Source organism: Nocardioides conyzicola, assembly GCF_039543825.1.
GTDB lineage: Bacteria > Actinomycetota > Actinomycetes > Propionibacteriales > Nocardioidaceae > Nocardioides > Nocardioides conyzicola.
Genome location: NZ_BAABKM010000002.1, coordinates 971,252 through 997,902, shown reverse-complemented (window position 1 = coordinate 997,902; position 26,651 = coordinate 971,252). Strand labels below are relative to the sequence as shown.

The following is a 26,651-nucleotide window of genomic DNA, read 5'->3' as shown; positions in this document are numbered from 1 at the left end:
GGTTCCATCCTAGGGAGCGCGTCGGTCAGGCGAAGGCGGCGGGGTCGACCGCGATCCAGAGGTGCTCTGCGCGGCCGCGCAGGCGGCCGTCCGGGCCGTAGAGGGCGGCGGCCGTGAAGGTCTTCCGGCCCTCGGTACGACGGGCGAGCCCGACGACCACGTGCTCGTCCCCGACCCGGGGCAGTACGTCGAGCCGGGCGGTCATCCGGGCCAGCACCATCGTCCGGTCGGCGAGGCCGCCGGCCCAGCCGCCGATGCAGTCCAGCGCGCCCCAGGTCACCGCCGTCAGGTCGTCGGCGACGGAGGGATCCGGCGTCCACGTCGCCGCCAGGTGGGTCGGCCCGTCCGGGCCGGCGACCGGCCCTGGGAAGATCCGCAGGCCGTCGGTCCGATCCGGACCGCACACGAAGCAGGTCGGGAACGGGTGGGAGCCAAGGCCGACGAAGGCCCGCTCCGCGGCGCGCGCCTCCTCGACCGGCACGGCGGCGACCGTGGGCTGGTCGATCGTGCCGACCTCGGCCCGTGCGACCGGGGCGCCGTCGGCGCTCGCGACCGTGGAGCCGTCGACGACCGCCACGGACATCGGGGTGTCCAGCGGAGGTGGCGCGAGCAGCGAGACCGAGACCACGGCCGCGTCGACCTGCGAGGCGAGCGCGCCGGCGGTGTAGCCGCCGTTGCCCGAGGACGGGGGACCGCAGAAGCGGCGGGTCACGAGCAGGTCAGGCACGCGCCTGACGGTACCCGGGCCCTGCCCGACGGGCGGCCCAGAGGCTCAGCGTCACCATCAGCGCCAGCAGCGCGATGTTGTGGCCGTACTTCTCGGCATCGCTCACCGAGCCGATCGGGGTCGTCAGGAACGCGAAGCACCCCGCGGCGACGACGGCCCCGCTCGCGAGGCCGAGGACGTGCGGCTGGCCCCAGTCGCCCCGGCGCGACCACTGCCAGAAGGCCACCGCCACCCACAGGGCGAGCAGCGCGACCAGGGCGGTGCCGATCCGGGTCGGCGGGATCGCGACCCAGCCGACCATCGCGAGGAAGGCGGCCCCCCACACCAGCAGCGCCCGGGGCACGGCGCCCGGGACGATCAGGGCCGGCCGCCGGCCGACGACGTACGCCGCCGCCACGAGTCCCACTGCCGCCACCGCGGACGCGACCAGCTGGCCCCAGGTAGCGGTCGCCTCACCCGTGTCGTAGGCGTCCTTCATCACCAGCGCGCACGCGGCGGCGTACAGGAACGCGACCACCCACAGCACGACGGACCCGAGCCAGGGGTCGTGGCGGCGCCCGGGCGTCAGCGTCTCGACCAGCGCGATCGGCGAGCCGATGCTGAGGATCACGTGCCCGCCGACGAAGGACAGGGCGAGGTAGAGGCTGAGCCCGATCGGGGCGAGGTACGTCGGCGCCGCCATGTCCTGCCAGTACGGGATCTCGCGGTAGTCGGTGCTCCACATCGACTGGTCGACGATGGCGGCCTGCACGACCCCGAAGGCCCCCGCCAGCAGCAGGATCCCCGGCCAGCCCAGCCCATGACGCCGGGCGAGCTCACGGATCAGCAGCGCGGGCGCGCCGTACAGCGGGGAGAAGACGATGAGGTTGCCGATCAGCGTGCCGGGGTGACCGGTGCTGTCGTCGTAGCCCCAGAGGTACTCGGCGCAGACCGGTGCCAGGACGAGGAGTCCGAGGGCGGGGAGCCAGGCGGTGCGCATGCGTTCGACGCTAGGGTCCGGCCACCGGCGCCGGAAGCGCCCCAGGTCGCGACCGCCCCCGACCTAAGTCAGCGGATCTCCTCCCACCGGTCGAGGGCCTCGCGGCGCTCGGCGGCGTGGTCGACGACCGGCAGCGGGTAGCCGACCCGGTCGCGGTCGTCGGCCGACGGGTCGTGGGGGTCGGCGACATCGGCCAGCTCCGGGACCCACCGGCGGACGTACTCCCCGGCGGCATCGAACTTCTTGCCCTGCGTCGTCGGGTTGAAGACCCGGAAGTACGGCGCGGCGTCGACGCCGCTGCCCGCGGCCCACTGCCAGTTCTGCTGGTTGGACGCGAGGTCGCCGTCGACGAGCCAGTGCATGAAGTGCTGCGCGCCGTGCTGCCACTCCAGGTGCAGGTCCTTGACGAGGAAGCTGGCCACGATCATCCGGACCCGGTTGTGCATCCACCCGGTCGCCCGCAGCTGGCGCATGCCCGCGTCGACGACGGGATAGCCGGTGCGGCCCTCCTGCCACGCCACGAGGTGGTCGCCGGGCTCGTCGTAGCGCATCCGGGAGTACTCGGGGCGCAGGTAGTCGCGGGCGGTCTCCGGGCGGGCGAAGAGCACGTCGGCGAAGAACTCCCGCCAGGCGAGCTCCTTGCGGTAGGTCGCCGCCCCCGAGCTGCGCAGCCGGCCGAGGTCGGCGAGCAGGGTGCGGGGGTGGATCTCGCCCCACTTCAGGTGCGTCGACATCCGCGAGGTCGTGTCGAGGTCGGGGCGGTCGCGCTCCTCGTCGTACGCCGCGACGTCGTCGAGGAACTCCTGCCACCGGCGTCGCGCCGCGGCCTCGCCCGCCTCGGGCAGCTCCAGACCGGCCGGGACCGCCGGGTCCGGGATCTCCGTGGTGTCCTCGTCGAGCTCCAGCCAGCCGCCGTCGCGGGGCGGCTCGACCGGAGCGCGCCAGCCGTGGTCGGCCCAGGCCCGGGAGAAGGGCGTGTAGACCTTGTAGGGCTCGCCACTGCCGTTGGTGACCCGCCCCGGCGCCACGGCGTACGGCGAGCCGGTGCGGACGAGCTCGATCTCGTGCTCGGCCAGTGCCGCCTCGACGGCGGCGTCGCGGGCGTGCCCATAGGGACCGTAGTCGGCGGCGAGGTGCACCCGGGACGCCCCGACCTCCCGGGCGGCGAGCGCCACCCGGCGTACCGGGTCGCCACGCACGACCGAGAGCCGGGACCCGCGCTGGCGCAGGGACGCGTCGAGGCTGCGCAGCGACGCGCCCAGGTAGGCCCGCCTGCTCGGCCCGGCGGCGCCCCACAGCACCGGGTCGAGCACGAAGAGGGGCAGCACGGGGCCGTCGGCGGCGGCCGCGACCAAGGCTGGATTGTCCGCGAGACGGAGGTCGCGGCGGAACCACATCACGGAAGCCATCGACGCCAGCCTGCCAGCCCTATGGTCGATGAGACAGAATGGCCCGCGTGAGCGATCTGATCGACACCACCGAGATGTACCTCCGGACCATCTACGAGCTGGTCGAGGAGGGGATCGTCCCGTTGCGTGCGCGGATCGCGGAGCGGCTGCACCAGTCCGGGCCGACCGTGTCGCAGACCGTGGCGCGGATGGAGCGCGACGGGCTGCTGACCGTCGAGGGCGACCGGCACCTCGAGCTGACCGACGAGGGCCTGCGGCTGGCGGTGCGGGTGATGCGCAAGCACCGGCTCGCCGAGCGCCTGCTCACCGACGTCATCGGGCTCGAGTGGGAGCTCGTGCACGAGGAGGCCTGCCGCTGGGAGCACGTGATGTCGGAGACCGTCGAGCGCCGGCTGCTCAAGCTGCTCGACCACCCCACGGAGTCGCCGTACGGCAACCCGATCCCTGGCCTCGACGAGCTCGGCGAGCTCGAGGTGGGGGAGTCCTTCATGGACGGCGTCGAGCCGCTGTCGCAGGCGGCCGAGGCGACCGAGGGGCGGGTGCTGGTCCGCCGCATCTCCGAAGAGATGCAGAAGGACGAGATCCTGATGAGCGCGATGCGCCGCGTGGGCGCGCTGCCCGACAAGACCGTCACGGTCGTGACGACCGAGGCCGGCGTACTCGTGGGCTCCGGCGGCGAGACCGCCGAGATCGTGCCCGAGGCGGCCGACCACATCTTCGTGCGCAAGCTCTAGCCCGCGAGCTCCGTCAGGAACTCGCTGCAGCCGACGTCGACCCGGCAGGTGGCCAGCGGGTCGCCGCGCGTCTCGCCCCTGTTGACGATCACGACCGGCGTGCCGGCCTTCGCCGCCCGGCGGACGAAGCGCAGCCCGGACATCACGGTCAGGCTCGAGCCGGCGACGAGCAGCGCTCCGTCGGAGTCGACCAGCGCGTCGACCGCCTCGTAGCACCGGGCCACGCGGGGAGGCGGCACGTTCTCGCCGAAGAAGACCACGTCGGGCTTGAGCACTCCGCCGCACCCACAGTCGGGTACGACGAAGTCGGCGGTCTCGTCCAGGTCGACGTCGCCGTCGGGGCGGGAGACGACGTCCGCGTGCCGCTCCGCGAACCCCGGGTTGAGCTCCGTCAACCGCTGCTGGAGCGCGGTCCGCGGCGAGGTCGACCGGCAGTCCAGGCAGACGACCTCGGCGATCCGGCCGTGCAGCGCCACGAGCCGCGGGGTCCCGACCTGCTCGTGCAGGCCGTCGACGTTCTGGGTGATCAGCAGCTCGGGCGCGAGCCGCGCCAGCGCGTGGTGCCCGGCGTTGGGCTCCGCCCGCCGCATCCGGCCCCAGCCCAGGTGGCTGCGCGCCCAGTAGCGCTGGCGAGCGGCCGGCCCGGACACGAACTCCTGGTAGGTCATCGGCATCCGCGTCGGCGCTCCCGGCCCGCGGTAGTCCGGGATGCCCGAGTCGGTGGAGAGCCCGGCACCGGTGAGCACGACCAGCGGTCGATCGCGCAGCAGGGCGAGCGCCTCGGCGTGGGCCGAGGTCGCGGCGACGGTCAACGGGCGTACCGGAGCTCGGCGCGGGCCCGTGCCTTGGCGGCCTCGACGTCGCGGTTCTTCGGCGGCGCGGTGGTGACCAGGTCCTCGAGCAGGTGCTCGGTGATGTGCGCGATCTCGCGCACGGCCTGGTCGAAGATCGCCTGGTTGGCCTGCGACGGCTTGGTCGTGCCGCTCACCTTGCGCACGTACTGCAGTGCGGCAGCGGAGACCTCGTCGGAGGTGGCCGGCGGCTCGAAGTTGTTCAAGGGTCGGATGTTGCGGCACATGCCTCGAGAATACGTCGCTCACGCACCTGTCAACATGGGTCGCATGCCCGACTCCCGCGAGCTCGACCTGGTCCTCTTCGGCGCCACCGGATTCACCGGCGGACTGACCGCCGACTACCTCGCCCGGCATGCCCCGGACGGGCTGCGGTGGGGCCTCGCGGGTCGCAACCAGGCCAAGCTCGAGGACGTACGCCGCCAGCTGGCCGAGGTCGACCCGGCGCTCGCCGAGCTCCCGCTGCTGCACGCCGACGTCGAGGACCCCGCGTCGCTGGCCGACGTGGCCCGCCGGGCCGGGGTCGTCATCACCACCGTCGGCCCCTACGTCGCGTACGGCGAGCCGCTGGTCGCGGCCTGCGCCGAGGCGGGCACCGACTACGTCGACCTGACCGGGGAGCCCGAGTTCGTCGACCAGATGTACCTCGCCCACCACGAGACGGCCGTCCGCACCGGCGCCCGGATCGTGCACGCCTGCGGCTTCGACTCGATCCCGCACGACCTCGGCGTCCTCTACACCCTGCAGCAGTTCCAGGGCCGCGGTCCGGTCACGGTCCGCGGGGTGGTGCGCGCGGGGGCGATGTTCTCCGGCGGCACCTTCCACTCCGCGATGACGGCGTTCTCGCGGGCGCGCCAGACCAAAGCGGTCGTCCAGCAGCGCCGTCGGGTCGAGCCGCGACCCGAGGGCCGGAAGTCGCGCGCCGTCGCGGGCAAGCCGCACAAGGACGGCCTGCTCGGCTACTGGCTGCTCCCGATGCCGACGATCGACCCGCTCGTGGTCGCCCGCAGCGGCGCCGCGCTCGCGTCGTACGGCCCGGACTTCCGCTACTCGCACTACGCCGGCACCAAGACGCTCCGGTACGCCGCGGGTGGCGCGGCCGCCGTGACCTCCATGTTCCTGACCGCCCAGGTGCCGCCGCTGCGGCGCTTCGCGCTCGACCGGGTCAAGCCGGGCGAGGGGCCTGACGAGGCGCGGCGGGCGAAGTCGTGGTTCACCGTCGACTTCGTCGCCGAGGGCGACGGGCGCACCCTGCACACCCGGGTCTCGGGCGGCGACCCCGGCTACGACGAGACCGCCAAGATGCTCGCCGAGTCCGCGCTCTGCCTGGCCTTCGACGACAACCCGGAGACCGCCGGGCAGGTCACCACCGCGCAGGCCATGGGCGAGCCGCTGCTGGCCCGTCTCCAGGCGGCGGGGCTGCGGTTCGAGGTCGTCCTCGGTTGATGGGCGCCCGATGACCGAGGAGACGATCGGGGTCGTCGGCGGCGGCATCCTCGGTCTGGCCATCGGCCGCGAGCTGACCCGCCGTCGGCCCGGCGTACGCATCCTCCTCATCGAGAAGGAGGACCGGCTGGCCGCCCACCAGACCGGCCACAACTCCGGCGTCGTCCACGCCGGCCTCTACTACCGACCCGGCAGCCTCAAGGCCGAGCTCTGCACGCGCGGGCGCTCGCTGCTGCAGGACTACTGCGCCGAGCACGCGCTGCCGTACGACGAGTGCGGCAAGCTCGTCGTGGCCGTCGACCGGTCCGAGCTGGGCCGCTTCGACGCGCTGGAGCAGACCGCACGCCGCAACGGCGTACCCGCGCTGCAGCGGGTCGACGGCGCCGGGATCACCGACATCGAGCCCCACGCCGCCGGGCTCGTGGCGCTGCACTCGCCGTGCACCGCCATCACCGACTACGTCGCGGTCGCCGAGCGGATCGGCCGGGAGATCACGGACGCGGGTGGCCGGGTCCTGCTGTCCACGACCGTGACCGCCGTGGACCGGCGTGACGGCCGGATCGAGGTGACGTGCGGCTCGGAGCGGTACGCCGTGGACCGACTCGTCGTCTGCGGCGGCCTCGAGTCCGACCGGCTCGCCGGCCTGGTCGGCGGTCCGGCGGCTCCTCGGATCGTGCCGTTCCGCGGGGAGTACCTGGCGGTCGATGCCGCGAAGCGTGACCTCGTCCGCGGCATGATCTACCCGGTCCCGGACCCCCGCTACCCCTTCCTCGGGGTGCACTTCACCCGTCGCGTCGACGGGTCGCTCGAGGTCGGGCCCAACGCCTTCCTGGCCCTCAGCCGACGGGGCTACAGCCGGCTGTCGCTGTCGCCTCGCGACCTGGCCGACACCCTCGCCTGGCCCGGCTTCTGGCGCTTTGCCAGCGAGCACTGGCGCACGGGCCTCACCGAGCTCGGCGGCGTCGTCTCGACGCGCGCCTACCTGCGCGCCGCGCAGCGGTACGTCCCCGCGATCGGCGTCGCCGACGTGACCCGCACCCGCCTCGGCATCCGGGCACAGGCCGTCGAGCGGGACGGCTCCCTGGTCGACGACTTCGTCGTGCAGCAGGAGGACGGCATCACGGTGGTCCGCAACGCCCCGTCGCCCGCGGCGACGTCCGGCCTCGCCATCGCGGAGCACGTCGTCGACCGGATGGTCTGACGCTAGGCGTCGGGTGCCCGGGTAGAAGAGCGCCTCGGTCCCGGTCAGTCGCCGTCGGTGAGGATCGCCAGGGCCGTCTCGGCGTCGATACGGCGCTGACCGGTCAGCGTCGTCCACGAGATGTCGTCGGGGGTGAGCCGGGTACGCAGGGCCTGGAGCCGAGAGCGGTCGGAGCCGGTGAATCCCTCCCGCTCGGCGAACGGGTCGTCGATGCAGGCAAGCAGGGCCACGGCGTCGCGCAGGTGGCGGTCGGGGTCGCGCGAGTCTGTCTTGTACGCAGCGGCCTTCAAGATGAGTGCGCCGAACGGGCCGGGCACCGAGACGGTGGTGGTCGTTCCGGGCTCGATCTCCAAACGCGCGTTGATGGTGCGTCGCAAAGCCTGCGTCCCGCCTTCGATGCGCACCATGTCGCGCCCGGCGAGCGTTTCGGTGACCTTCGGAGCGTGGTGGTCGGCGACCACGACGTCGACCACCTCCTCCAGGTCGTCGTCAGGACGGTTGGTGACCAGGTCGACCTTGCTCGTGCCGCGGTAGAAGCGGTGTGCGGTGTTGTCGCGGGGATCGACGGCCGGGCGCAGGTCGTAGCCGAGGGAGCGCAGTGCAGTTGCGGTCTCGGAGGCGACGCCGCGAGAGGTCTCGATGTGAAGCACGATGTCGACATCGTTGGTCGGACGCACGATGCCGATGCCGTGGTGGATGGAGTGCAGCTGGGTCATCAGGCCGCCGACCAGGGTCCACTTGTCGGTCGGCAGCACCGCGGCGATCTCGGCGACGTTCGGCCACGGGTCGGGCCAGCCGCCGACGGCGGCGGCGACGTCGATGGTGGGGCGCTCGCCGCCCTGATGCTTACCGTCGGGCATTCTCGCGGAACAGCTCCAACCGGCCGATGAGGGTTTGTTCCCCTACGCCGCGTTCGCGCGGGTCGAGGGAGGTGGCGGCGTCCACGGCGGAGAGCGTCCGGTTCAACGTTGCCAGGTACGCGACGAAGTCGATGTCCATTGAGGTGTGGCGCAGGGTGATGGATCCGGTGGTGTCCTCGACCAGCCGGCAGCGACGCACTAGGTCCGCGATTCGCTCTGCGTGGACGTAGCCGTCGACGACGGTGTCGTCCTCCGCCAGCCCGAGCCGCCGACGGCCGGGGATGACCAGCTCATCGCGGACGCGCGCGATGACGGAACGGTGACCTGACCACGTCGTGACGGTCGCGCGGTCGCGCAACCGGGTGACGAGCTCGGTCGGGTCGGTGATCTCGAGCAGGGTGGCGCGAACTCGGTACCTCTGGGTGTCTCCCAGGCCCAACGGCGCCGCGCCCGAGAGCTCTGCGATAGCCCCCCAGGCGGTGTGCTCTGCCCAGGTTCGGGTCCGGCCTGAGCCGCGCTCGGCGCGGTAGCGCTCGACCGATGTGCGGTCGAAGATGCCGCGGGCGACGCGGGTGATGGATCCCGTCTCGGCGAGGACGCGGACCTGGCGTGCCTCGACGCCCAGGAGGTCGGACACCTCGTGGGTCGTCAGGAAGTCGCCCCTGTTGGCCACAACAGAATATTGCCGCTTCCGGTGGTTATCTGTAAAGGGCTGTGTCCTCAGCATGGCGATCGCGGAGCACGTCGTCGACCGGATGGTCTGACGCTCCGCATCGGTGCCCCAGGCAAGAGTCGAACTTGCGACCTTTCGCTTAGGAGGCGGCTGCACAAATGCCGCTGACCTGCGAAGGAGCCGCGGCGGACGGGTAGTTCACATACGGTTCCCATACGGCCGACCGGCCCCGCGGCACGCGAGCCGGGTGCGCGCGACGGCCCGGCACACGCTGGCACGGTCCGAGCACCTGCGTGATGTGAGTACCTCATCCGATCTCCGGGACGAGCTACCGGCCCTCCTGACCATCCACGACATCGCCGCCCTGCTCCAGCTCCGGCGCACGGCGGCCTACGCCCGCACCCGGGATCCCGACTTCCCCGACCCGTTGGTCATGTCCGACTCCTGCTACCGCTGGTACGCCCACGAGGTGCTCGCCTACATCGACGCCCACCGCGCACCGAAGAAGGTTTATGAACGGCGCGCTCCCTCCGCCGTCCAGGGAACGGTCCCGCCGGTGAGCCGGACGGCCGCACCGCGACCACGAGCACTGCGACGCGTGCGGCGCACCCCCGCTGCCGCGCCGTCTCGCACCGATGCCGTCGGCCACGCTGAGAGCTGATCCATGGCACGCCCACGCAGCTACGACCCGACCGAGGACCCAACGCGCCCGAACGACGACCAGGCGGCGTGGGACACCCCGGTCGGCCTGGTGGCGGTCTACGCACCGACCGCGTCGGTGCCGTACTACCGGATCGTGTGGGGCAACCCCCAGGAGGGCACCACGGCAGGCAGGTACTTCGACCGGGCGTGGGCGAAGGCCCTGGCTCGAGAGCAGCTCATCCTCGCCGGCTCCACACCACGGACTGAGCAGCGCACATCGGTGGGGATCGACTACTGGCTCTCGCCCGATCGCCCCAAGCCCCGCGGATCCTGGGGTCAGTCGCACACCAAGACGATGACCTACTACGCGGATCGCTACTTCAGACCGGTGTTCGGGTCCACCCGCCATCTCGAGCTGCGACGGTCCCACGTTCAGCAGGCCGTCAATCTGGCCCCCACCGAGTCGGAGGGCAGGAACGTCCGCAGGGCGGCCCGCTCGTTGGTCGGCGCTCTGCGCCAGGGCGACTACCTGCTCGAGAATCAGGTCATCGACCTCGCGACGGTGTGGTGGCACGGCGCTCGCGTCGTGACGGTTGTCGAGCAGAGCGACGGCCGGGTTGAGTTCGTGCCCCGCAGTCGGCGCCCCACGCATGACCAGGTGGGCGCGCTCCGCGAATCGATGACGACGCGTCGGCGCAGGGGACACAAGGGCTGGCGGGCGCTGGCGGTCGAGCTCGCGGCGTACTCCGGGGTGCGCCGCGGTGAGCTCGCCGTCCTCGATGACACCGCGGTCCACCGGGACGGCCGGATCCGGGTGCTGTGGCGGCTCGAGACGATCGGCGGACCGCACCTCGCGCCACCGAAGGGAAACAAGCGCCGGTGGACCACCTATCCGCGCGTCACGCCAACCGGATACCCGCTCGCCGAGGCGATCGACCTCCGCCTGGAGGAGATCGAGGCAGAGCGAGCTGCCGGCATCAATCCCAAGGGCCTGCTGTTCCCCTCGGAACGCGGCACCTGGCTGCTGGGCGGCAACTTCCATCGCGACGTCTTCGAGCCCGCGGCGCTCGCCGCGGACTGGCCCTACATCGACGAGGTCAAGCCCTGGGGTGAGGGCAGGACCCGCAAGCAGCGATCGTGGGCGCTGACGTGGCACTCGCTGCGCCACACCTTCGTGACCTGGCAGCTGGAAGACCTCGATCAGCCGGCCTCGCGGGTCGCGACGCTGGCCGGTCATGAGTCGGCCGAGTTCACCATCGCTCGCTACGTCTCCGGAGCCAAGGACGACATCGCCGACTCGCTGCAAGCGCTCGGCTGGGCGTCATCGGGTCGCACTGACGCCTCCGCTTGACGACGCAACCATCGTGGGCCGGTGGTGTCGCCACGGGTCTTCAGTTCGTCGGGTGCGCATGCAGTCACAGCGCCAGGCCGCTCGGACGCCGCTCAGGCCGATGGACGAGTGCCGCGTGGAGTTCGGCACGGCTTGCGCCGGGCGTCGCCCGAGGCTTGCTGCCGGGGGCGGCGAGGCTGCGGACGGTGTCGATCAGGCCACGGTTGTCCACGGCGTCGACCGGGGCCAGTTGGTCCCGGTCGGGCGCAACCAGGTCGTCTGTCTCAGAAGGTCGGGGGAGTCGGATGCGTTGGGCGAAGGCGCCGCTCGCGATGCCGTCCTCGACGAGGTCGGCGATGTGCTGATCGAGTCGACCGAAGAGCAGTTGGAGGCCGCCCAGGACCCGGGGTTCCACGATCGTGTCGGCCGGCAGGCTCCGGAGGCGGGCGACGGCGTTGGCGCCTTCCGCGGCCGCGGCCCCGCCGCCGGTGCCGAGGAGCCCGCTGATGCTGCGGAACTGTCGTTGTAGGTCGGCATAGGTGTCGGCTCGATTGTTCCAGTGTTCGGCGAGCCGGTTGTCGATGCGTGATGCGAACGGCGTGAGGTGGCGTGACAGCAGTCGTTGGGAGTCGATCACGTAGCGCAGGTGGACCGTGCTGGGGAGCGCGGATCCTAGTTTGACGACGAGGTTGTGCTGGGCCTGAAGCACGCCGAGGATCCCAGGTCGTGCCGGACCGGGGATCGCCTTCACTCGGGGGTGCCAACCCAGCCGGTCCACGGTGTAGTCCGGTTGCCCGAGGTTCACGTCGAGTGACGCTGCGAGGGCGGCCCAGCCGAGATGGCCGCTCTGAGGTAGGTGTTGCCATTCGGGGGTGTTGTGGTGGCGCTGGTCGAGCACGACCAGTGCCTGGACGATCGCGGCAACGTCCGCCACGACCGCCTGAGCCTGGGGCGCAGTCATGGTCGACGCGATCGCGGGTGCCGTGTCGTGTTCGGCAAGGGCAGCGGCCCGAGCGACCTGACGCCACAGCTCGACATGCGGGTGTCCGGTAGGTGTGGTGAGCTGGTCGATGGTCGCCCGCGGTGCCCGGTCGTGGGTCAGGGCGAGGTCGATAGAGCGGCCGAGCTCCCCGGCAGGCGAGGTGCCCTGACCAGCGCCAGCGACGTGGAACGGATTAGCACGCGCTGACGGTTGGTTCGAGAACGTCAAGGGACTGACCGAGTCCAGTGCCTGGCTGCACCAGGCAAGGATGGTGTGGCGGTACCGCCGGATCTCGTAGCCGGCCTCAGCGCGCTGCGAGGGCGAGTCGCCGAGTCGATGCTGCGTACGGTGCTGTCGCAGCAGCTCGGCGAGCGGAGCACGCATCGCGGCGCCCGTCTCGGCGTACATCACCCGCGGCCCATGGCGGCGTCAGCGGCGTGGGCGTCGACGAGCATCCAGCAGATCAGCTCGACGCTCAGTGGATCGACGCCGTGGCGGATCAGGTTCGCGATCGCCACGATCGCGAGCTCGAACCACAGGTCGCTGCCACCGGTGACGGTCTCGAGATCGATGTCGGGGCCCTGGTCGTCGTGCAGCCGATCCAGCTCGATCAGTACGCGTTCGTACGCCGAAGCCACGTCCTCGGCCGCCGCGTGGTCGGCGAGCGCGACCACGTAGGTGCGGGCCAGGGCGAGAGTGTGCGCATGTGCCAGTCGCATGGCAACCTCCCACAGGTCTCCTGAATGGTCGAGCGGATCGGTGAGAACGCGTCGCGACCCGGCGTCGTTCTGTGGACAGACCGCGTTGCGGCAAGGCTGCGGTCGGTTTGGGTTCAGCCGAGGAGCTGTCGGTCGACGATGGCCTGGGTGCGTCGGCGTCGGAGCACGTCGGTACGGACGAACTCCTCGAAGTCGGCGGCACGATCGGCGATCTTGACCTCGCCGCCACGAGTCTCGGCGGTTTCGCCGGGCCACCTGCTTTGTCGGGTCGGGCGGTCACCATCGAGCCGGGTCCCGCAGGTTGCCACCCACTCGCGTAGACGATGCCGGGCATCGGAGAAGTCGCGCATCCAAGCGATCGGCGCGGAGGGTGAAGCGATCTCGTCGAAGCACGCCAGGAAGTGCAGGTGAAGAGCGGAGAGCTCCCAGATCAGCTCGTCGTGACGGTGCCAGTACGGCGGCACGATCGCCGGCGAGAGCCCGAACGCGGTCTTGAGCCACAGCACGAACCGATCCAGGTCCCGCCATTCGGCCTCGGCCGCCTCGGCGTCGAGGAGGTTCCAGTTGATCGGCCCCGGTGGCTCGTCGCGAATTGCTGCGGCGGACATCATCGGCACGGTCAGAATCCGATGGCGGGATCGGCCGATGGCTGCGGAGCCGCGGGCGCCGACGACGGCGCAGGGCGTCGTCGTTGGACCTCGTAGGCAGTCTTGTTGACGTTGTGCCCGATCTTGCGGGCCACGAACTCCTCCTTGATCACGCTCCCGCCGTCCCGCTCAAGCTCGTACTCATGGACGTAGCCGCTGGCCACGAACGAGTCACCCCTGCGGAACCGCGCGTGCAACTCACGCGCAGAGCTCTCGAACGCGACCATGTCGTGGAACGAGGGGTCCAGCTTCGTGAAGCCGCCGTCGACCTCCTTGCGCCACTGCTCGACACCGACGCGGACACGGACGTACTCCGCGCCACCTGTCGTGAAGTGCAGCTCCGGGTCTGCGGCGATGAAGCCGACCAAGCTCATCTGCGTAGGGATAGACATAAGGACTCCCAATCTCGCGCGACACTCCTATGGCACCGCTCTCGATACCCAGGTGCGTGCGACGTGGCAGCCCGCTGATGTCAGGTTTAAGAGCCTGTCCGCTTCCGGAGGCCGGGGTCCGCGCAGGCGAGGCCCGACCAGGGAGTGGATGGGCCTGCAGCTTCGTCGAGCGCCTGACCACGCGACCGTCGTAACGTGGTCTCATGCCGTATCCCAGTCGGCCTGTGCTTGAGCCGCTCCCTCAGTTCGTCGGCACCAACACGACCAGGCCGACCGCGAATCAGCGGGCTGAACTCGTCGCCTATGTCGCGAAGGAGTACCAGGCTGGCCGATCCTTGCGAGAGCTGGCGGAGCTGACCGCCCGAACTCAGACCGCCGTGCGGCGGGCGCTCGACTGCTCGGGTGTACGGCGCCGGCCCCGGGGTGCTTGTCCAATCACTGCGGTCGACGGCCCAGTGCGTGATTGAGATGCCCGTTCGACCAGGGCGGCGCTGTTGAGACCGACCCGCATGCGATCGAATGCGTGAGCCCTAGGCCCCTTGACCATCTCCTAAGTGGAGGCACTGGCTCTGAAGGTCGCGTTCCGTTCCATCCCCGCCCAGTCAAGAGCCCAATGCGCGGCGAGAAGACGCTGGTAGAGGTGCCCTCATGCTGATGGTGGGGCTGGGCACTCCCGTTCATGTGTCGGGCTATGTAGGCGATGACTAAGGTCCCACCCATGCGATGAGACCGCGAATCTCTGCAGCGAAGGTCGCGTGGTTCCGGCGCCCACCCCTCTCCACCGTGAATCGGGGCCGGGAAACCGGTGAGTGTGGTGCCGTCACGGTCTGTACGGTGCGACTTATGGCCGAGTTCAAGCTGCCCTTGCTCTACGACCACAGCGATCTAACTGATCACCCGTCGGGCGGCGCTTGCATCCAGCCGCCCGAGGGCGAAGACCATGTCGAGAGAATGGAGCGATACGCCGAGGAGTACAACGTGGCGCTCCTGACCTTGTATGTGTCGTCTGACGGGGTGTCGTCCGGGTGGGCCTTCGCCGCGCCGGCGATCTTCCTCGCACACCATGCTTGCGAGCTCGCGTTGAAGGTCCGATGGGTGCGCTCGTCGCCGATCGACGTTGGCGACCGCATGAAGACCCATGACCTGCGCCGCATCGTGAGAGAGATCGACAAGCTCGGTGGGTGGGCCGACACTGCCCTTGACCAACGGATAGAGATGGCTGAGCAGATCAACAATCTGCGAAGGATCACTAAGGACGGCGTGAATATCCGCTACGGCAACATCAACCCGCGGTGGTGTTGTCTGAACCTCGGCGAGCTGACCGAGTTGGTAGAAGTCGTCATGCACACCGCAAAGCTGCCAGCCAGCAGCCCGCCGGCTCCGCGCCGCTCTGCCGCCCACGTCGCGTTTTACCGTGCGCGGTCCTTCGTCGGTCGGATCACTCGACTGACGAAGGACGCGGTGCAGAAGTAGGGGCACGGTCCCGCGGATCACCGCAACCGCCTGCGGGACAGCCTGACTCAGTCGTACCGTGCCGGGATGCAAGTGCCCGCCAAGGACCGCGCCCGCGTGTTGATTACCGTGAAGGCGTATCCCCAGCTGAGCAAGAGGAACAGGTCTGAGGTCGTGTGCGTGGCTGGTGTACGCCTCGACCGGGGGAAGCCGGAGTGGATCCGCTTGTTCCCGGTTCCGTTCAGGGATCTTCCAGCTGCGGCGAGGTTCAGGAAGTACCAGATCGTCGATGTCGACGTACGTCGGGGCGTCGATGCCAGACCTGAGAGTCATCATGCGGACTTCGAGTCGATCGAGGTTGTCGAGTCGCTGGAGTCCGGGCGGGACGGCCTCTGGGCAGCTCGGCGCGCAAAGCTGGGGGATCTCTTGGGCGACATGACCGCATGCGAGATTCTCAAGGCCAACGTCGGCGGTGGACCAGCGCCGTCGCTCGCGCTGGTGAAACCTGCCGAGGTCCTCGACGTCGAGGTCAAGGTGAACCCAGGCTTCGATGCTGAGCAGATCGCATTGGCCGAGATGCTCGCCGAGGTCGACCTCTTCGGGGACGATCGACCAAGCCAACTCGAGCCCATGCCATACCTCGTGAAGTACCGCTACCGATGCCTCAGCTCGGGCTGCCCGACCCACGCCCAGACACTCATCGACTGGGAGGTCGGCCAGGCCGGCCGCGACTGGTCGAGCCGTTACGAGCGCAGCGAGATCCCAGGTCGTATCCGCGAGAAGTTTCTTGACAAGCTGTGTGGCGACCAGCGAGACCCGTACTTCTATCTCGGCAACCAGAAACTCCATCTGCGCACGTTCATGGTGCTCGGAGTCTGGTGGCCCAAGAAAGCGCCGCTAGCGGAAGAAGGTCTGTTCTAGGCGTAGGCCACTGGGGCCGAGCTGACACCCTGGCGCTCAGTCGTCGCATCGAGGACGACCTGGCGATGACACCGGTCGTGGTCCCGCTCGAAGCAGAGCACCGCGACGCGACGCTCGCTAGCGATCGCCGCGAGCTCGTCGATCGATGCTGACCTCTCAGGGTCGGCGAGCATGCGACGGAAGCGGCGCACGCCGACAGCAGGGCTGCCGGACCAGAACGGCGCTCGGTTGTCCTTCGGGTTTCCCAGTGAGCGCAGATGTACGTACTCGATGCCGGCCCCGGCGAGGGCCGCTGCGAGCTTCGTCTTCGACAGGCCAGGCTTGCGCGAGAGGGGTGTGAGTCGAACGTCGGCGACGACCGCGACCCCCTCGGCGGCGAGGACCTCGAGGAGATCTTGGAGCGTGCGTCCCTCGTAGCCGATTGAGACCAGACCCGGACTCGACGTCGTGCTCATGGGCGCCATGATGCCCGGTCAGCGCTGGATCCGCCTCCGACACATCGACTAGGGAGACAACGCTTCGACAATCGCGGCCGGATGGGGCATCGTCTCCAAGTGTCTCAGGCAGCCGCCTTCGAAGCGGGCACGTTCGACCGCAATAGAGTCAGGATGTGATATTTAGCCACAACCTGTACGAAGTTGAAGCGTCGAGGTTGACGTTCGCGGTCCTGGAGCGATTCGTTGCCGACGCCGAGGCAGCCGACCTGCTTGCCGAGTCGATGTCGCTCGAACTCAAGCTGAAACGTTCCGGTTCGAACATCGCGGAAGCAGTTGCGGGACTTGCAAACGCCGATGGCGGCATCGTGCTCGTGGGGGTGGACGGCGGTTCGTCGCCGCGCGAAGGCCGTCTGCCTGGAATACCTCGGTCGGATCTTGACGGACTCGTCGAGCATCTCCGCGGCCACCTTGAGGTGCTCCCGGAGACCATTCCGGTCGCCATACCCGATACAGATCGACTCATCATCGTGCTCCGTGTCGATGCGGATGCCTTCCCTCATCCGGTCCTGATCTCTGGCCGCGTTGTCTATAGAGTCCCCGGTGCGACGGTCCCAGCAGACCGACGTCGCGTCGTCGAGCTCGTCGACCGAGACCGGCACGCAGCTGGGGCTTCGACTGTTGGATTCGCTCCCGCCGTTCACGACCCGCAGAGGCTCCCGTTATGGGGCGACGATGGCGATCCCCTGCATGTTGGTATCCGCGTGATGGGTGGCCTCCGCCTTCCTGAGCGAGTGACGCGTCGACCATGGCTGACGTCACCCGCACGAAATGCAGCTATTGAGGCATTGGAGAGTTCGCACATCCCGCGCGGCCTCTGGCTCACCGAGCGTGGTGATGTTCCCAGGATTAGATGGAAGGTGAGAGACCGGCGATCAACGTGGCTCACCGCGCTCTCGCCCAGTGACGGTGGACCCCTTACGACCACTAGCGAAATTGAACTGAGCAGCGGGGCTCACTTGGCGCTTGAGGGCAGATTGATGTCCTGTCTCCTTGGAACGCGTCTGCGTAGCGCTGGGGGTACGTTGGTGCCGTTGGCCTTTGACGACCTCTATTGCGCACTCTTCGCCCATGTGACTGCTATTCGGGATGTCTGCGGCGCAGTTGCTGAAGCCCTGGGGGCAGCCGAACCCGCCATCTCCACGCCTTGGAGAGCCTGGCTTCAGTCAGGAGATGGGTTTGCAGTCACCCAGGTAGTGAATCTGGATCCGTACCTACGAGACAGCAGCAGTCACAGTGTCGAGGCAGTTCTGCCCCAGATGTCCTCTGAGGCGTCCGATGACGATCTCGACGAGATGATCCGAGACTGGCTGACCGTCTTCATGCTCGACCTCGGAGTTAGGGACTTCGAAGACGACCTCGCTGGGTTCACTCGACCCGAGGAATTGCTCCGGCGATGATGAACTCGGGTGAGTCGCCGCGAAAAGACCCATGCATTACGACGGCCAGACGGTACGCCCGGACACTCAGCTAGTCGCTGGGCCTGTGGGTGAACCAGCCCCTAAGGCGTGCCTCGTCGGCTGCGCTGCTCCAGAGGTCACCCGCGTCCTCGACGAATCGTGCTTGGGCCTTCAGACCGACGAGCAGGTCTAGCCCCATGCCTTCTCGCTTGCCATCTCGTTCGGACAGGTGGGCAACCACGAGGTTCGCTGTTGCGTGGTGAACGCTGATCATCGCGCCGTGGCAAGTCTCGGCGATGTCGCCGAATACGCTGGCGCCGACGGTGATGGCTGGCGTTCCGCGCGGTGTGACGTCGCCGTAGTTGAGCTCACCAGCACGTGGGCCGGAGTGGATGTGATGGTTCCCCAGGCGGTAGTAGGGGCGCATATGTGACAACCCCGCGAGTGATTCGAGGTCGGTGAACCTGACAGCCTTCTGGCCGGGGAACAACGGGAACGCCCACCCGTGGGGCTTGTCCATTTCGAGTCCCCAACGTTCAGTCACTTCCCTCGCGGCCGTCTTCGCTGCATCGACATCTTCGTCTGAGAACGGGTGGTGGCCGAGTGCGTCGGCGTGCTCTTGAAACGTTTTGACGTCCCACCAGGACTCGATGCGCGCGTATGCGAGGTACCGCTCTGATATCTCGACGTCAGACTTGGCGAGAACGTCGATAAGCACGGCTAGTTCGTGCAGGCTGCGCCACCTAGCGCCGGCGCCGTCGTGGAACCCTGACATGGCCAATTGGCGGACTTCGCTACCAGTACGCAGGGCACGGCCATGAGCTCCCAGCAGTGCCCGCAACTTTGGACTTGGGTGCGGGTTGTTCCTCGCGATGTCGGCGCCGAGCTCGTAACCGATGTAATTGGAGGCCTGGAAGATCTCGTCGGCCTGTCCCCAGACCTCGCGCATCGTCTTTTCGAGCCGTCTCTCATTGGCGCGAATGGACCTGACCAACTTTGGAGCAGATTGCTGGAGAGAGGTGTAGATGAGGTCGGTGACCTTGCCGTCTGCGTCGGAGAGGATCCGCTCGAAGGCACCGTCTTCGATCAGCTCGTGCAGTCGCTCATAGTGGCCTTCTGGATCCGCACCGGCTTGCTCTTTCAGTACGCGATCAAGCGTGGTTCGAGCGATGGAGTCGAAGCGGTTGAGCCGGGGTGGTTCCACCTCGCGATGGCGACGCGGACGGAAGCCCTCTTGCAGAACTCCGAGCTTTTTGAGTTTGTCGACCATCGACTTGGACGTTGTGGCGAGGATCGTGGTCAGGCGCGGGAGCGGTGCGTGAAACACACGACGATCCTTGCAGGAGTCACCGACACCGCTACATGTACTCAACCCTGGGTATCTGATTGCCCAAGATGGCAAGACCCGTGAGTCCGTCAGGCGGCGTTATGACGACCTGGCGCCGCCAACGCTAGAAGGTCGCATGTTGCAGGTAGGCGCTAGTCGCGAATCGGACTCGTTGAGGCGTTGGCGATGAACCGGCGCTGGTTCCCAATGATCACGTCGGTTGCTTCTGAGCGACTGATGCCCCAGCCGCGGGCCAGAGCCGCAACGACCTCGTTGATCTGGTGGGGCTGGGCTGGCCCGTGCGCTGCGCGCGCGTACGGACCGTCGGTCTCGAGGAGGGTCCGGTCGCGCGGGATCGCTCGTAGGAGTGTTGCGAACTTCTTTGAGCGAACCATGGCGATGTTGTATGAAAAGTAAAGGCCGGCGTCGAGCGCAGCGTCTATTGGACCAATCGGTCCGGTGTACCAATGCAGTACGGCGGACAGTTTGGCCTGCGCTAGGAAGCCGACGGTGTCAGCCTCTGCGCCACGGCTATGAACCGTGAGTGGGTGCTGTCCAGGCTGGGCTTCCGTGAGGACGGCGTCGAAGACCCGGAGTTGCTCCTTCTTGGTGGCGGCTCCTTGTCGCGAGAAGTCGAGGCCGACTTCGCCTATCCAGGTGGTCTCGGGGACGAGTCGAAAGAAGCGTGCAAGGTCGTTGGGAGTGAAGGTGTGGGATCTGAGCGGGTGGAGGCCGAGAGCAATTTGAATGTGATCGCGTCGTCCGAGCCGGGTGCGTAGGCGTCGGTACTCTTCGGGGCTCTCGGTGACTGCGACAATGGAGGTGTTGGACTCGGCGGCGCGAACAATGGCGACTGGGTCGCTGTAGGCGCTGATATGGCAGTGGGTGTCGATGAGGTGGGCGGGGTTCATCATCCCGGTTCTAGTTAGATGTGGCCGTGTCGCTCGAGGCGCGCTTTGGTGTGGTCGGACGCGTTATGAAGCCAGTCTTGCAGTTCTGACAGGCCCTCGCGCCAGACGCGAATGAAGGCCTCGTGTTCGCCGTCCGGGATAGGGCCGTTACGGAGGATGTCGCGGTCAGGTCGGTCGTTGAATGCGCCGTTGATCACAGCCCGTAGATCGGCTGCGCGGGCCGTGCTTCGGTCAAGGAGTTCTTTGCCAGTCAGCGCGTCCCAGGCGTAGTTCGACTGGGGGTCGGTGTCCCATCCGACGTGTGCCATCGAGGCTCGGCGAATGAGGCACGGGAAGCAATAGCCGCAGTTCCCTTGTCTCTTCTGCACGTAGCGTGCGGCCTCAGGATGGGAGCAGGACACGCTGTACGGTGCCAGCCGCTGGAGGAGGTCGGGGTTGAGCGTTTCAGCAAGGATCTCGCCCTTCGTCTTCAACCGATAGGGGTTAAGGATTGGGTTGGAGACGCCCAACTGATGGATCGCCTCCTGCAGGCCCTTGATGAAGTGCGGATGTGTCGTGCGCGTGCTGTAGCTCCCGCTCCTAGCTCGCGTCAGCGGGACGTTGATCCCGATGAACCCGTTCTCGGGGATATAGAGGGGCGTCCTGGGGCCGACGGATGCTGCAAGCGCCAGCGCCGTAGTGAGGAACAGGAGTGACCTGGCGCGCGTGGTGTTCTCGCGAGGGCTCGGAAGTGGACGCTGTTGCAAGTTGTTCTCTGGGGCCGGGCGAAGGAATAGCTGCTTGGCAATGAACCGATCTGGCCCATAGTGGGCTTTGAGTTCGCGGACGAGTTTCTCTTGTGCGGTCGATGCCTGTCCGCCCTCGTTGTGTGAGACGAGGCACAGGCGACGGTCGGGGTCCTCCTCAAGAAGGTCGATGACTCCGGTGAGGGAGTCGAGGCCACCGGAGAACAGGCAGACGGCGTCGATGGGGCCGACTGGGGTCACGTCCTCAGGGACCCGTGTCAGTCCCTTGATCGGGGATAGCGGTTCTTCATATGTGTTGACGGTCCATCGGTCGCCAGTCAGGAAGTTGAGAACGGACCCGACACCACTGTCCTGCCACCGTTTGGGGTCGACGACCGGAATGCTGACCTCAAGGCTGCGAGTCCAGCCGTCGGCGGTCTCGGTACGCAGCGCGGTCTTGTCCGCGCAGTAGGCAGTTGCGCCGAGAAGCAGAAGGTCGAGGGCTTCGCGTGGGGCGCGCCATCCGTCGAGAAACCTGCCGCCAGCTTGTTTGCCGAGTTGAATCGTCGCTTCGGGACGGCCTGGCGCCCAGTCGAGGACTCGTACATGGGGGTCGGTAGGGAGTTGCCCGGAGAGGTCGGTTCGGACGCGGTACTCGGTCATGCCTGGTCCTCTGCATCGAGTGCGCTGATTGCTTCGTATGCCGACTTCATCGCACTCTCCGCGATGGTCTTGCCTTGCGCGCCTTCCCAGTCAATATTGCCGACGTCGTTAGGGAGCGCGATGCCGACAAGATTCTCGATGATGTCGCGCATCTGCTGGTCGGCTTGACGTTGAGACGCGGGATCGAGGCGGCTGAGTCGCTCGGCAACGACTGGCATTCGGTTGTAGATGTACAAGGCGAGGAAGCGTTCGAGTAGGTGCTTGAGCTCGACTTCGGTCACTCCGACACCCGCGAGCTCTTGCCAGGAGTCCGCATCGCCGAAAAGTTCGTCGAGGATGTCGCAGCTGGCATCGCGGGCAGCCTGGGCGTCGAGGTCGTCGCCAGTGCCGCCGATGAAGGTGACGAGCTCGTCAAGGACGAGAAAGCGGTCTTGGCCGACGAGCCGTACGAGCCCGAGGGTGTTGAGAGTCTGTTGGACGCCTCCTGTGGCAAAGCCGGAGAGGAGTGCACCGAGCCGGCTGATTCCTCGCGAGCCGGCGACTCCAGTTGATGCGGCCGCTGCAGCGCCGCCGAGAACCGCGACGTGGCGGGCAATGACTCGTTCGGCTCTTCCTCTGGAGTCCGTGCGGCCGAGCCCGCGCACGTAGCTGGTTGTTGCCACCTTGAGTGGTGTCCAGTCGCCACCTTTGCCGGCGGTGCGGTCAGCCGAGGTCCCCACTGGTTCCCGTCCTTCCTTGCGCGGCTAGTGACGCTTCTAGGACGCTTCTGAGCGCGTTGTTGTCACTGGTTGCCCACACGTCGAAGAGGCTGCGGACGCCCGGGCTGTCCTGGGGGAGACGATTGACAGCCTTTGAGGCGGTTTCTGGCGGGATGCTCGTCACGGGGATTCGCTTCAGCACGTCACAGACCTGCTGAACGATGTCGGGGATCTGTTCTGCCAGCTCGAGGGCCGCGGTCAGAGCTGTGCCAGCTGGCGCGCGCTGCACCCGCTCGAGGAGTGCCTCCATGAACTGTGCTTGCTCTGCACTGTCGAGGTCCTTGACCTGCTGGTAGTAGCTGCGGCGGCTCGCGTTGAGCTCGTTCTGAACCCGGGAGAGGAGTTGCTGAAGAACTGGGGTCAGGCGTGACGCCGAAACTCCGAACGAGAGCTTATCTCGGGAGTAGGTGAAGTACTTCCGGAGGTCAACGCCTTTGAATGGCGGCTCAGCCCGGAGCCACGCGGCAATGTGCGGCTTGTCCGCCCAGGTCTGGGCCTCAGACACCATCTCGGGCGCACTTGGCGTCTTTGCGGGGATTGCTGGTGCCTTCTTCGCAGCCCTGGACCCTACAATCTTGCTAGGCGATACCGGTGCGACGGACGCTGGTGCAACGCCGCGCGCACGGTCTTCGGCTTCAGCGATCTCAGGACAGCTTCCACCTGCGGCGATCGCCCAGTCGAAAAGCCTTTGAAAGTCGGTTTGGTGTTGGTCCTCGAGAACCATGAGTTTGGCCAGGATCGGCAGCTTCAGGTCGATACTACGGCGCGCCGCGCTTCGGTACTTAAGGAGCAGGTTGTTGAGAAACCGCTTCAGTTGGCGCGGGTTACCTCGAAGAGACGTGCTGAGGATGGGCGTTATCTCCGCGGCCCAGGACAGGTCGATGGCTAACTGGCTCGGGATGTTACCCAGAGCTTCGCCGGCTATGCCGGTGTTGAACGCGACGGTGAGGTCACCTGCCGCGCGAATCGCGTCGGCTGCAGCCCGAACCTTGATGAATTCGTCTTCGCCTAAGTGGAGTTCGGCAAAGAGCAGGTTGACGTACGTCTCGGCTTCTGGCGCCGAGAGCGGAGGGATGGCCACCTTAAGTTGAAGCATCTTTTCGAGGTAGTCGCGGCCAATACCGGCACCGTCTTGCTTCTTCAGGTCCGGGTAGCGTGAATCGATCGCAGATTCGACGACTGTCTGGTTCAGCGCAAGGACGTACGCCGTCTGCGGGGTGTTAAGGAACAATCGGATTGCCTCGAAGGTATCCACCACGGTCTCAGGAAGGCATCGGTCAAGATCGTCGATGAGAACGATGACTGCTTCGTAGGGGGCGGCGGCGACGAGGTCGCCGAATAGGGTCCGGAAGGTCTTGATGTCTTCTGGGTACACCGTTGCGCGCTCGTTCTCGCCCGCGCTAGCGGGAGGGTCAGCGAGCGCCGCATTCACTTCTCCTGCGAGGGCTCCTGCGCCCGCGGCGGCCAGGTCCACGACGCCTGGGTCCAGGTCTGGGCTTGTTAGTTGGAGGACGATCGGTGTCGCACCAGCAGCCACTGAAGCCCCGACCCGGCCGCTGCGCCGCCCCAACCTCTTCAAGCCATCGACGATCTTCCTTAACCTATTGATTTCGGCTTTCAGGGACGGCGCGTTTTCGTGTAGTGCATCGAGGATTGACGTCATCAACGCCGTTTTGACGTCGTCGTAGTCCTCGTGCTGCCAGGGACTGAACTCGACGACGAGATAGCGCGGTTTAGGTTTCGGACCCTCCTCGCTTTCGACGCTGGTGGTTAGCGCGGCCACCTCACGCCCGGCAATGCGCATCAGACTGCTTTTGCCGGAACCCCAGTCACCGAGGACGCCGACGGTGAGAGGAAGGAGCCGCGGCTCGGTGAGCGCGACGACGAGTCCGTCGACTAGAAAGTCGAACCCGAGTAGATCGAAGTCGGCCTCATTGTCAGCCCACACTGCACATCCCTCACTCCAAGTCGTGACGCGCGCGCATCAAGTGCGGCACGTGAGCATCATCACGCATGGACCCGCGGGTGCGGTGGGGTTTGAGAGACCACGTCAAAGCTGCCCCACGTTCTCGGCCATCGACAAGTAGCGGCGCCTGCGTGTGCGGTCTGCTTGGGACGAGTGAGGGACGAGTCTCCGGAGGCGCGTCATAGTGGGCGGGGTGCACGTGCCTCTGCGGGGGCGGCGGGCCGCTTTCCTCCGTGTTGACTCAGTCCTTCATGGTCTCCCGCTCGGACCAACGCCTGAGCTTGGCGATGATCGGCGGCGCCGAGCGAAGGAGAACGAGGCCCGTACCAAACGGCAAGGTGCGGATGCGTTCGGGAGGCATGATCGGCACCCGCCGAGTGGACCGTTGGACTGATCGAGAGCCGTAGTCGCCGATGTTGACGGACTCCGACCGTTCGTCGCGTTCGCCGATGAGAACGGAGATGTCTTGGAGGTCTCTAGAGCCGGATGCGCCCCCGAGGATGACCTTCACGATGGAAGCGTCCCAGATGGCGCTAGCCGCATGGTCGCCCCAGCGGCTCCTTGCCTGGGACAGCGATTGCAGGACCGGCATGGGGGTGATGCCGGTGCCGCCGCCTTCGGCCATCAGCACGGGCAGCGAGGGGAGTGGCGCGAGGTTGCCGATCTCGTCGAGGGCTAGCAACAGGGGTGGGTCTAGTCGGGTGCCAGGAGATGAGGCGGCCAGGTGGCGGGCGGCCTCGGTGAGGTCTTCGACGAACGCGGCAACGAGAGGCCATGCGGCGCTCGCGCCTGCTCCGGTCGCGAGCAGGTAGAGGGTGCCGTTTTCGCTCAGGAAGTGGGCCGGGTCGAACTCTTCGCCCGGTGGAGGGCTGACGGCGTCGAGGACCTGAGGGTCCGCGAGTGAGGCCATGGCTTGGGAGACGGCCATCCAGATGGAGTCGCGGGTTCTTGGGTCGCTCTCGATCATGCCGCGCAGCGAGTCGGCCCAGCCGGGCGCGGCGTCGGCATGGATGGCGAGGATGCTGACGGCGTCCATCGCGGCGGTCGCTGAGAGTGACCACTCGAACAGGGTGCGGGTCGGGAGTCGGTCTAGTGCGGCGGCGTGGAGGAGCGCCTGGATGACGGCTCGAGCCCGACCTTCCCAGAACCCGCCGGAGTCGGTGCCCCCAGACGAGAGTCCAGTTGAGGAAGCGAGTCCGGCCGCTCGGATCATCGCGGTGAGCGGGTCTTCGCATCCGCGGATCGGTGACCAACGGACGCCGACGCCCTCGACTGCGGCGAGCCCGCCGGTGAGCCGCTGGGGGTCGAAGACCGCGACCGGTCCGTGGGCCTGGCGGGCCGCGATGGTGGCCGCGATGTTGTCGGGTCTTGTGGAGGTGGTGACGACGGCGCCGGGAGCGTCGAGGATGGCGTTGATGACCAGGTGGAGTCCCTTGCCTGATCGTGGTGGGCCGATGACGAGGATGGAGTCCTCCACCGACGCCCAGATCTCGCGACCGCGGCTGGTGCCGAGCAGGTATCCGACGTCTGCAGGATCGGGGTGATTCAGTGAGGGCCGCAGGGTTCTTGCGCGGCGTAGGAGCGCCTTGCGTGAGGCGGAAGTGTCGACGTCCCTCCGGTCGGCGGTTCCGTGGATGCGCGCCGGGTCCCGAGCGGTGCGATGCCTGGTCCGGGATATGAGCGCCCAGGCGAGCCAGACGACCGCTGCCAGTGCTGCGACGAGGACGAGCAGGGTCGCCCAATAGACGGTCGGGTTGAGACCGCTCACCCCCAGCGCGGTGCCTGGACGACTGGGGGTGGAGAGCACACCCATCCCTGCCGCAGCACCACGGGAGGGCTGCGAGGCACCGGTCACGAACGCGGCGACCGACCCGGCCGCCCGAAGCAGGATTGCGAGGACGAGCGCGCCGCAGATGAGGAGCAGAGCGGCGTTGGTGAGCTCGTGGTCGACCGACTGGCCGCGGCTGTTCACGTGGGCTCGATCTGCGCAACGTTTGCCGACGTCATCCCGATGAGGAGCATCGTGAATCCCGGCCTGGTCAGGAGTGAAGGCGGGAGGTGCACGGCAGCTTGGCCATCTGCGCCAGCGGCCTGAATGCAGAGGACACAGGCGACCGCGACGTTCTCTCCTGGCTGGAATCCCGAGCCGGTGAGCCCGGCGGCTGGTACTGCAGGCGGCGCGGCGTGCGCCATACCGGTCGGTTGTGTGCTGCCCGGTGTGTCCGCGGGGGGAGTGACGATGTCGGAGTACGTCGTCCCGTCGTGTTCGCTGACCTCGACCCGGACCGGGTTCCCGATCTTGGCGGTGATCTCGTCGAGGACCGATCGCAGGTCGCTGCGACGGCGCTCGTCGGGGGTGGGGTGTGGTTTTCCGTCGAGGTCGATCCGCAGGAGGCCGTCGGCGTCGATCGTGGCGTGGACGGTGCTGAGCACAGCCGGGAT

General features: G+C 67.7%; 29 protein-coding genes. 9 read left to right on the top strand and 20 right to left on the bottom strand.

What is annotated here, in order from left to right:
• Positions 1 to 25: 25 nt before the first annotated feature.
• From ABEA34_RS07895 to ABEA34_RS07885, 3 genes are all read right to left on the bottom strand, one after another.
• Entirely contained in the window at positions 26 to 727 is a 702-nt protein-coding gene (locus tag ABEA34_RS07895) for a hypothetical protein (RefSeq protein WP_345520696.1), read from the bottom strand.
• A complete protein-coding gene (locus ABEA34_RS07890; protein WP_345520695.1) occupies positions 720 to 1,706 on the bottom strand; it encodes a hypothetical protein in 987 nt (328 codons plus the stop codon). Before ABEA34_RS07890 ends, ABEA34_RS07895 begins: the two co-directional genes overlap by 8 nt.
• Positions 1,707 to 1,774: 68 nt before the next feature.
• Complete coding sequence (locus ABEA34_RS07885; RefSeq protein ID WP_345520694.1) at positions 1,775 to 3,115, bottom strand: cryptochrome/photolyase family protein; 1,341 nt, start codon at positions 3,113 to 3,115, stop codon at positions 1,775 to 1,777.
• 47 nt (positions 3,116 to 3,162) lie between these two features.
• Between ABEA34_RS07885 and ABEA34_RS07880 the strand changes: the two genes are divergently transcribed.
• Positions 3,163 to 3,849 carry an iron-dependent transcriptional repressor DtxR gene (locus ABEA34_RS07880; RefSeq protein ID WP_345520693.1) on the top strand — a complete coding sequence of 229 codons (687 nt, stop codon included), beginning with the start codon at positions 3,163 to 3,165 and terminating at the stop codon, positions 3,847 to 3,849.
• Here the strand turns inward: ABEA34_RS07880 and ABEA34_RS07875 are convergent.
• Positions 3,846 to 4,661: a Sir2 family NAD-dependent protein deacetylase gene (locus ABEA34_RS07875; protein ID WP_345520692.1), complete on the bottom strand. Its 816-nt coding sequence runs from the start codon at positions 4,659 to 4,661 to the stop codon at positions 3,846 to 3,848. The genes ABEA34_RS07880 and ABEA34_RS07875 overlap by 4 nt on opposite strands.
• The gene (locus ABEA34_RS07870) at positions 4,658 to 4,927 is read right to left on the bottom strand and encodes a DUF2277 domain-containing protein (RefSeq protein ID WP_345520691.1); all 270 of its coding nucleotides are present in this window, start codon (positions 4,925 to 4,927) and stop codon (positions 4,658 to 4,660) included. Before ABEA34_RS07870 ends, ABEA34_RS07875 begins: the two co-directional genes overlap by 4 nt.
• A 43-nt stretch (positions 4,928 to 4,970) precedes the next feature.
• Here ABEA34_RS07870 and ABEA34_RS07865 point away from each other — a divergent pair, with 43 nt between their 5' ends.
• Both ABEA34_RS07865 and lhgO read left to right on the top strand, forming a co-directional pair.
• Complete coding sequence (locus ABEA34_RS07865) at positions 4,971 to 6,146, top strand: saccharopine dehydrogenase family protein (protein ID WP_345520690.1); 1,176 nt, start codon at positions 4,971 to 4,973, stop codon at positions 6,144 to 6,146.
• Between the two features lie 10 nt (positions 6,147 to 6,156).
• Positions 6,157 to 7,347, top strand: coding sequence for an L-2-hydroxyglutarate oxidase (gene lhgO, locus ABEA34_RS07860; RefSeq protein WP_345520689.1), 1,191 nt, complete (start codon positions 6,157 to 6,159; stop codon positions 7,345 to 7,347).
• Positions 7,348 to 7,391: 44 nt separating this feature from the next.
• On the opposite strand, the gene ABEA34_RS07855 is transcribed toward lhgO, so the two are convergent.
• Together ABEA34_RS07855 and ABEA34_RS07850 are read right to left on the bottom strand one after the other, a co-directional pair.
• A complete protein-coding gene (locus tag ABEA34_RS07855) occupies positions 7,392 to 8,207 on the bottom strand; it encodes a hypothetical protein (RefSeq protein WP_345520688.1) in 816 nt (271 codons plus the stop codon).
• Entirely contained in the window at positions 8,194 to 8,844 is a 651-nt protein-coding gene (locus tag ABEA34_RS07850) for a hypothetical protein (RefSeq protein WP_345520687.1), read from the bottom strand. Before ABEA34_RS07850 ends, ABEA34_RS07855 begins: the two co-directional genes overlap by 14 nt.
• A gap of 334 nt (positions 8,845 to 9,178) precedes the next feature.
• Here ABEA34_RS07850 and ABEA34_RS07845 point away from each other — a divergent pair, with 334 nt between their 5' ends.
• Together ABEA34_RS07845 and ABEA34_RS07840 are read left to right on the top strand one after the other, a co-directional pair.
• The gene (locus ABEA34_RS07845; RefSeq protein WP_345520686.1) at positions 9,179 to 9,541 is read left to right on the top strand and encodes a helix-turn-helix transcriptional regulator; all 363 of its coding nucleotides are present in this window, start codon (positions 9,179 to 9,181) and stop codon (positions 9,539 to 9,541) included.
• A gap of 336 nt (positions 9,542 to 9,877) precedes the next feature.
• On the top strand, positions 9,878 to 10,873 hold the full coding sequence (locus tag ABEA34_RS07840; protein ID WP_345520685.1) for a tyrosine-type recombinase/integrase: 996 nt from the start codon (positions 9,878 to 9,880) through the stop codon (positions 10,871 to 10,873).
• A gap of 64 nt (positions 10,874 to 10,937) precedes the next feature.
• Here ABEA34_RS07840 and ABEA34_RS07835 read toward each other — a convergent pair whose 3' ends face one another.
• From ABEA34_RS07835 to ABEA34_RS07820, 4 genes are all read right to left on the bottom strand, one after another.
• A complete protein-coding gene (locus tag ABEA34_RS07835; protein WP_345520684.1) occupies positions 10,938 to 12,245 on the bottom strand; it encodes a hypothetical protein in 1,308 nt (435 codons plus the stop codon).
• Positions 12,242 to 12,553 (bottom strand): hypothetical protein, encoded by a 312-nt coding sequence (locus ABEA34_RS07830; RefSeq protein ID WP_345520683.1) that lies wholly within the window; start codon positions 12,551 to 12,553, stop codon positions 12,242 to 12,244. The genes ABEA34_RS07835 and ABEA34_RS07830 overlap by 4 nt, the downstream gene beginning before the upstream one ends.
• 113 nt (positions 12,554 to 12,666) lie before the next feature.
• Entirely contained in the window at positions 12,667 to 13,164 is a 498-nt protein-coding gene (locus ABEA34_RS07825; RefSeq protein ID WP_345522770.1) for a hypothetical protein, read from the bottom strand.
• Positions 13,165 to 13,172: 8 nt separating this feature from the next.
• Positions 13,173 to 13,574: a single-stranded DNA-binding protein gene (locus ABEA34_RS07820; RefSeq protein WP_345520682.1), complete on the bottom strand. Its 402-nt coding sequence runs from the start codon at positions 13,572 to 13,574 to the stop codon at positions 13,173 to 13,175.
• Between the two features lie 221 nt (positions 13,575 to 13,795).
• Here ABEA34_RS07820 and ABEA34_RS24130 point away from each other — a divergent pair, with 221 nt between their 5' ends.
• The 3 genes from ABEA34_RS24130 (at position 13,796) to ABEA34_RS07810 (ending at position 15,965) form a co-directional block, all read left to right on the top strand.
• Positions 13,796 to 14,059 (top strand): helix-turn-helix domain-containing protein, encoded by a 264-nt coding sequence (locus tag ABEA34_RS24130; protein ID WP_425576865.1) that lies wholly within the window; start codon positions 13,796 to 13,798, stop codon positions 14,057 to 14,059.
• Positions 14,060 to 14,435: 376 nt separating this feature from the next.
• On the top strand, positions 14,436 to 15,065 hold the full coding sequence (locus ABEA34_RS07815; RefSeq protein ID WP_345520681.1) for a HEPN domain-containing protein: 630 nt from the start codon (positions 14,436 to 14,438) through the stop codon (positions 15,063 to 15,065).
• 66 nt (positions 15,066 to 15,131) lie between these two features.
• Positions 15,132 to 15,965 (top strand): hypothetical protein, encoded by an 834-nt coding sequence (locus tag ABEA34_RS07810; RefSeq protein WP_345520680.1) that lies wholly within the window; start codon positions 15,132 to 15,134, stop codon positions 15,963 to 15,965.
• On the opposite strand, the gene ABEA34_RS07805 is transcribed toward ABEA34_RS07810, so the two are convergent.
• Both ABEA34_RS07805 and ABEA34_RS07800 read right to left on the bottom strand, forming a co-directional pair.
• Entirely contained in the window at positions 15,962 to 16,420 is a 459-nt protein-coding gene (locus tag ABEA34_RS07805) for a DUF488 domain-containing protein (RefSeq protein ID WP_345520679.1), read from the bottom strand. The genes ABEA34_RS07810 and ABEA34_RS07805 overlap by 4 nt on opposite strands.
• Before the next feature lie 104 nt (positions 16,421 to 16,524).
• Entirely contained in the window at positions 16,525 to 17,061 is a 537-nt protein-coding gene (locus ABEA34_RS07800; protein ID WP_345520678.1) for a hypothetical protein, read from the bottom strand.
• 432 nt (positions 17,062 to 17,493) lie between these two features.
• Between ABEA34_RS07800 and ABEA34_RS07795 the strand changes: the two genes are divergently transcribed.
• Positions 17,494 to 17,859, top strand: coding sequence for a hypothetical protein (locus tag ABEA34_RS07795; protein WP_345520677.1), 366 nt, complete (start codon positions 17,494 to 17,496; stop codon positions 17,857 to 17,859).
• Between the two features lie 70 nt (positions 17,860 to 17,929).
• Here the strand turns inward: ABEA34_RS07795 and ABEA34_RS07790 are convergent, their stop codons facing one another.
• From ABEA34_RS07790 to ABEA34_RS07760, 7 genes are all read right to left on the bottom strand, one after another.
• Positions 17,930 to 19,186: a DUF5677 domain-containing protein gene (locus tag ABEA34_RS07790; RefSeq protein WP_345520676.1), complete on the bottom strand. Its 1,257-nt coding sequence runs from the start codon at positions 19,184 to 19,186 to the stop codon at positions 17,930 to 17,932.
• 152 nt (positions 19,187 to 19,338) lie between these two features.
• Positions 19,339 to 20,097 carry a TatD family hydrolase gene (locus tag ABEA34_RS07785; RefSeq protein WP_345520675.1) on the bottom strand — a complete coding sequence of 253 codons (759 nt, stop codon included), beginning with the start codon at positions 20,095 to 20,097 and terminating at the stop codon, positions 19,339 to 19,341.
• A 14-nt stretch (positions 20,098 to 20,111) separates the two neighbouring features.
• Positions 20,112 to 21,485 (bottom strand): Qat anti-phage system QueC-like protein QatC, encoded by a 1,374-nt coding sequence (qatC, locus tag ABEA34_RS07780; protein WP_345520674.1) that lies wholly within the window; start codon positions 21,483 to 21,485, stop codon positions 20,112 to 20,114.
• The gene (locus ABEA34_RS07775) at positions 21,482 to 22,204 is read right to left on the bottom strand and encodes a hypothetical protein (RefSeq protein ID WP_345520673.1); all 723 of its coding nucleotides are present in this window, start codon (positions 22,202 to 22,204) and stop codon (positions 21,482 to 21,484) included. Before ABEA34_RS07775 ends, qatC begins: the two co-directional genes overlap by 4 nt.
• On the bottom strand, positions 22,188 to 24,191 hold the full coding sequence (locus ABEA34_RS07770; RefSeq protein WP_345520672.1) for a KAP family P-loop NTPase fold protein: 2,004 nt from the start codon (positions 24,189 to 24,191) through the stop codon (positions 22,188 to 22,190). The genes ABEA34_RS07775 and ABEA34_RS07770 overlap by 17 nt, the downstream gene beginning before the upstream one ends.
• A gap of 259 nt (positions 24,192 to 24,450) precedes the next feature.
• On the bottom strand, positions 24,451 to 26,181 hold the full coding sequence (locus ABEA34_RS07765; RefSeq protein WP_345520671.1) for a type IV secretory system conjugative DNA transfer family protein: 1,731 nt from the start codon (positions 26,179 to 26,181) through the stop codon (positions 24,451 to 24,453).
• The gene (locus tag ABEA34_RS07760) at positions 26,178 to 26,642 is read right to left on the bottom strand and encodes a hypothetical protein (protein WP_345520670.1); all 465 of its coding nucleotides are present in this window, start codon (positions 26,640 to 26,642) and stop codon (positions 26,178 to 26,180) included. Before ABEA34_RS07760 ends, ABEA34_RS07765 begins: the two co-directional genes overlap by 4 nt.
• Positions 26,643 to 26,651: the final 9 nt, after the last annotated feature.

Excerpts from the sequence above, each read along its gene's own strand:
- ABEA34_RS07890 (WP_345520695.1), bottom strand. The coding sequence starts at position 1,706 with ATGCGCACCGCCTGGCTCCCCGCCCTCGGACTCCTCGTCCTGGCACCG.
- ABEA34_RS07885 (WP_345520694.1), bottom strand. The coding sequence starts at position 3,115 with ATGGCTTCCGTGATGTGGTTCCGCCGCGACCTCCGTCTCGCGGACAAT.
- ABEA34_RS07870 (WP_345520691.1), bottom strand. The coding sequence starts at position 4,927 with ATGTGCCGCAACATCCGACCCTTGAACAACTTCGAGCCGCCGGCCACC.
- ABEA34_RS07865 (WP_345520690.1), top strand. The coding sequence starts at position 4,971 with ATGCCCGACTCCCGCGAGCTCGACCTGGTCCTCTTCGGCGCCACCGGA.
- lhgO (WP_345520689.1), top strand. The coding sequence starts at position 6,157 with ATGACCGAGGAGACGATCGGGGTCGTCGGCGGCGGCATCCTCGGTCTG.
- ABEA34_RS07855 (WP_345520688.1), bottom strand. The coding sequence starts at position 8,207 with ATGCCCGACGGTAAGCATCAGGGCGGCGAGCGCCCCACCATCGACGTC.
- ABEA34_RS07840 (WP_345520685.1), top strand. The coding sequence starts at position 9,878 with ATGACCTACTACGCGGATCGCTACTTCAGACCGGTGTTCGGGTCCACC.
- ABEA34_RS07830 (WP_345520683.1), bottom strand. The coding sequence starts at position 12,553 with ATGCGACTGGCACATGCGCACACTCTCGCCCTGGCCCGCACCTACGTG.
- ABEA34_RS07825 (WP_345522770.1), bottom strand. The coding sequence starts at position 13,164 with ATGATGTCCGCCGCAGCAATTCGCGACGAGCCACCGGGGCCGATCAAC.
- ABEA34_RS07820 (WP_345520682.1), bottom strand. The coding sequence starts at position 13,574 with ATGAGCTTGGTCGGCTTCATCGCCGCAGACCCGGAGCTGCACTTCACG.
- ABEA34_RS24130 (WP_425576865.1), top strand. The coding sequence starts at position 13,796 with ATGCCGTATCCCAGTCGGCCTGTGCTTGAGCCGCTCCCTCAGTTCGTC.
- ABEA34_RS07815 (WP_345520681.1), top strand. The coding sequence starts at position 14,436 with ATGGCCGAGTTCAAGCTGCCCTTGCTCTACGACCACAGCGATCTAACT.
- ABEA34_RS07810 (WP_345520680.1), top strand. The coding sequence starts at position 15,132 with ATGCAAGTGCCCGCCAAGGACCGCGCCCGCGTGTTGATTACCGTGAAG.
- ABEA34_RS07805 (WP_345520679.1), bottom strand. The coding sequence starts at position 16,420 with ATGAGCACGACGTCGAGTCCGGGTCTGGTCTCAATCGGCTACGAGGGA.
- ABEA34_RS07785 (WP_345520675.1), bottom strand. The coding sequence starts at position 20,097 with ATGAACCCCGCCCACCTCATCGACACCCACTGCCATATCAGCGCCTAC.
- qatC (WP_345520674.1), bottom strand. The coding sequence starts at position 21,485 with ATGACCGAGTACCGCGTCCGAACCGACCTCTCCGGGCAACTCCCTACC.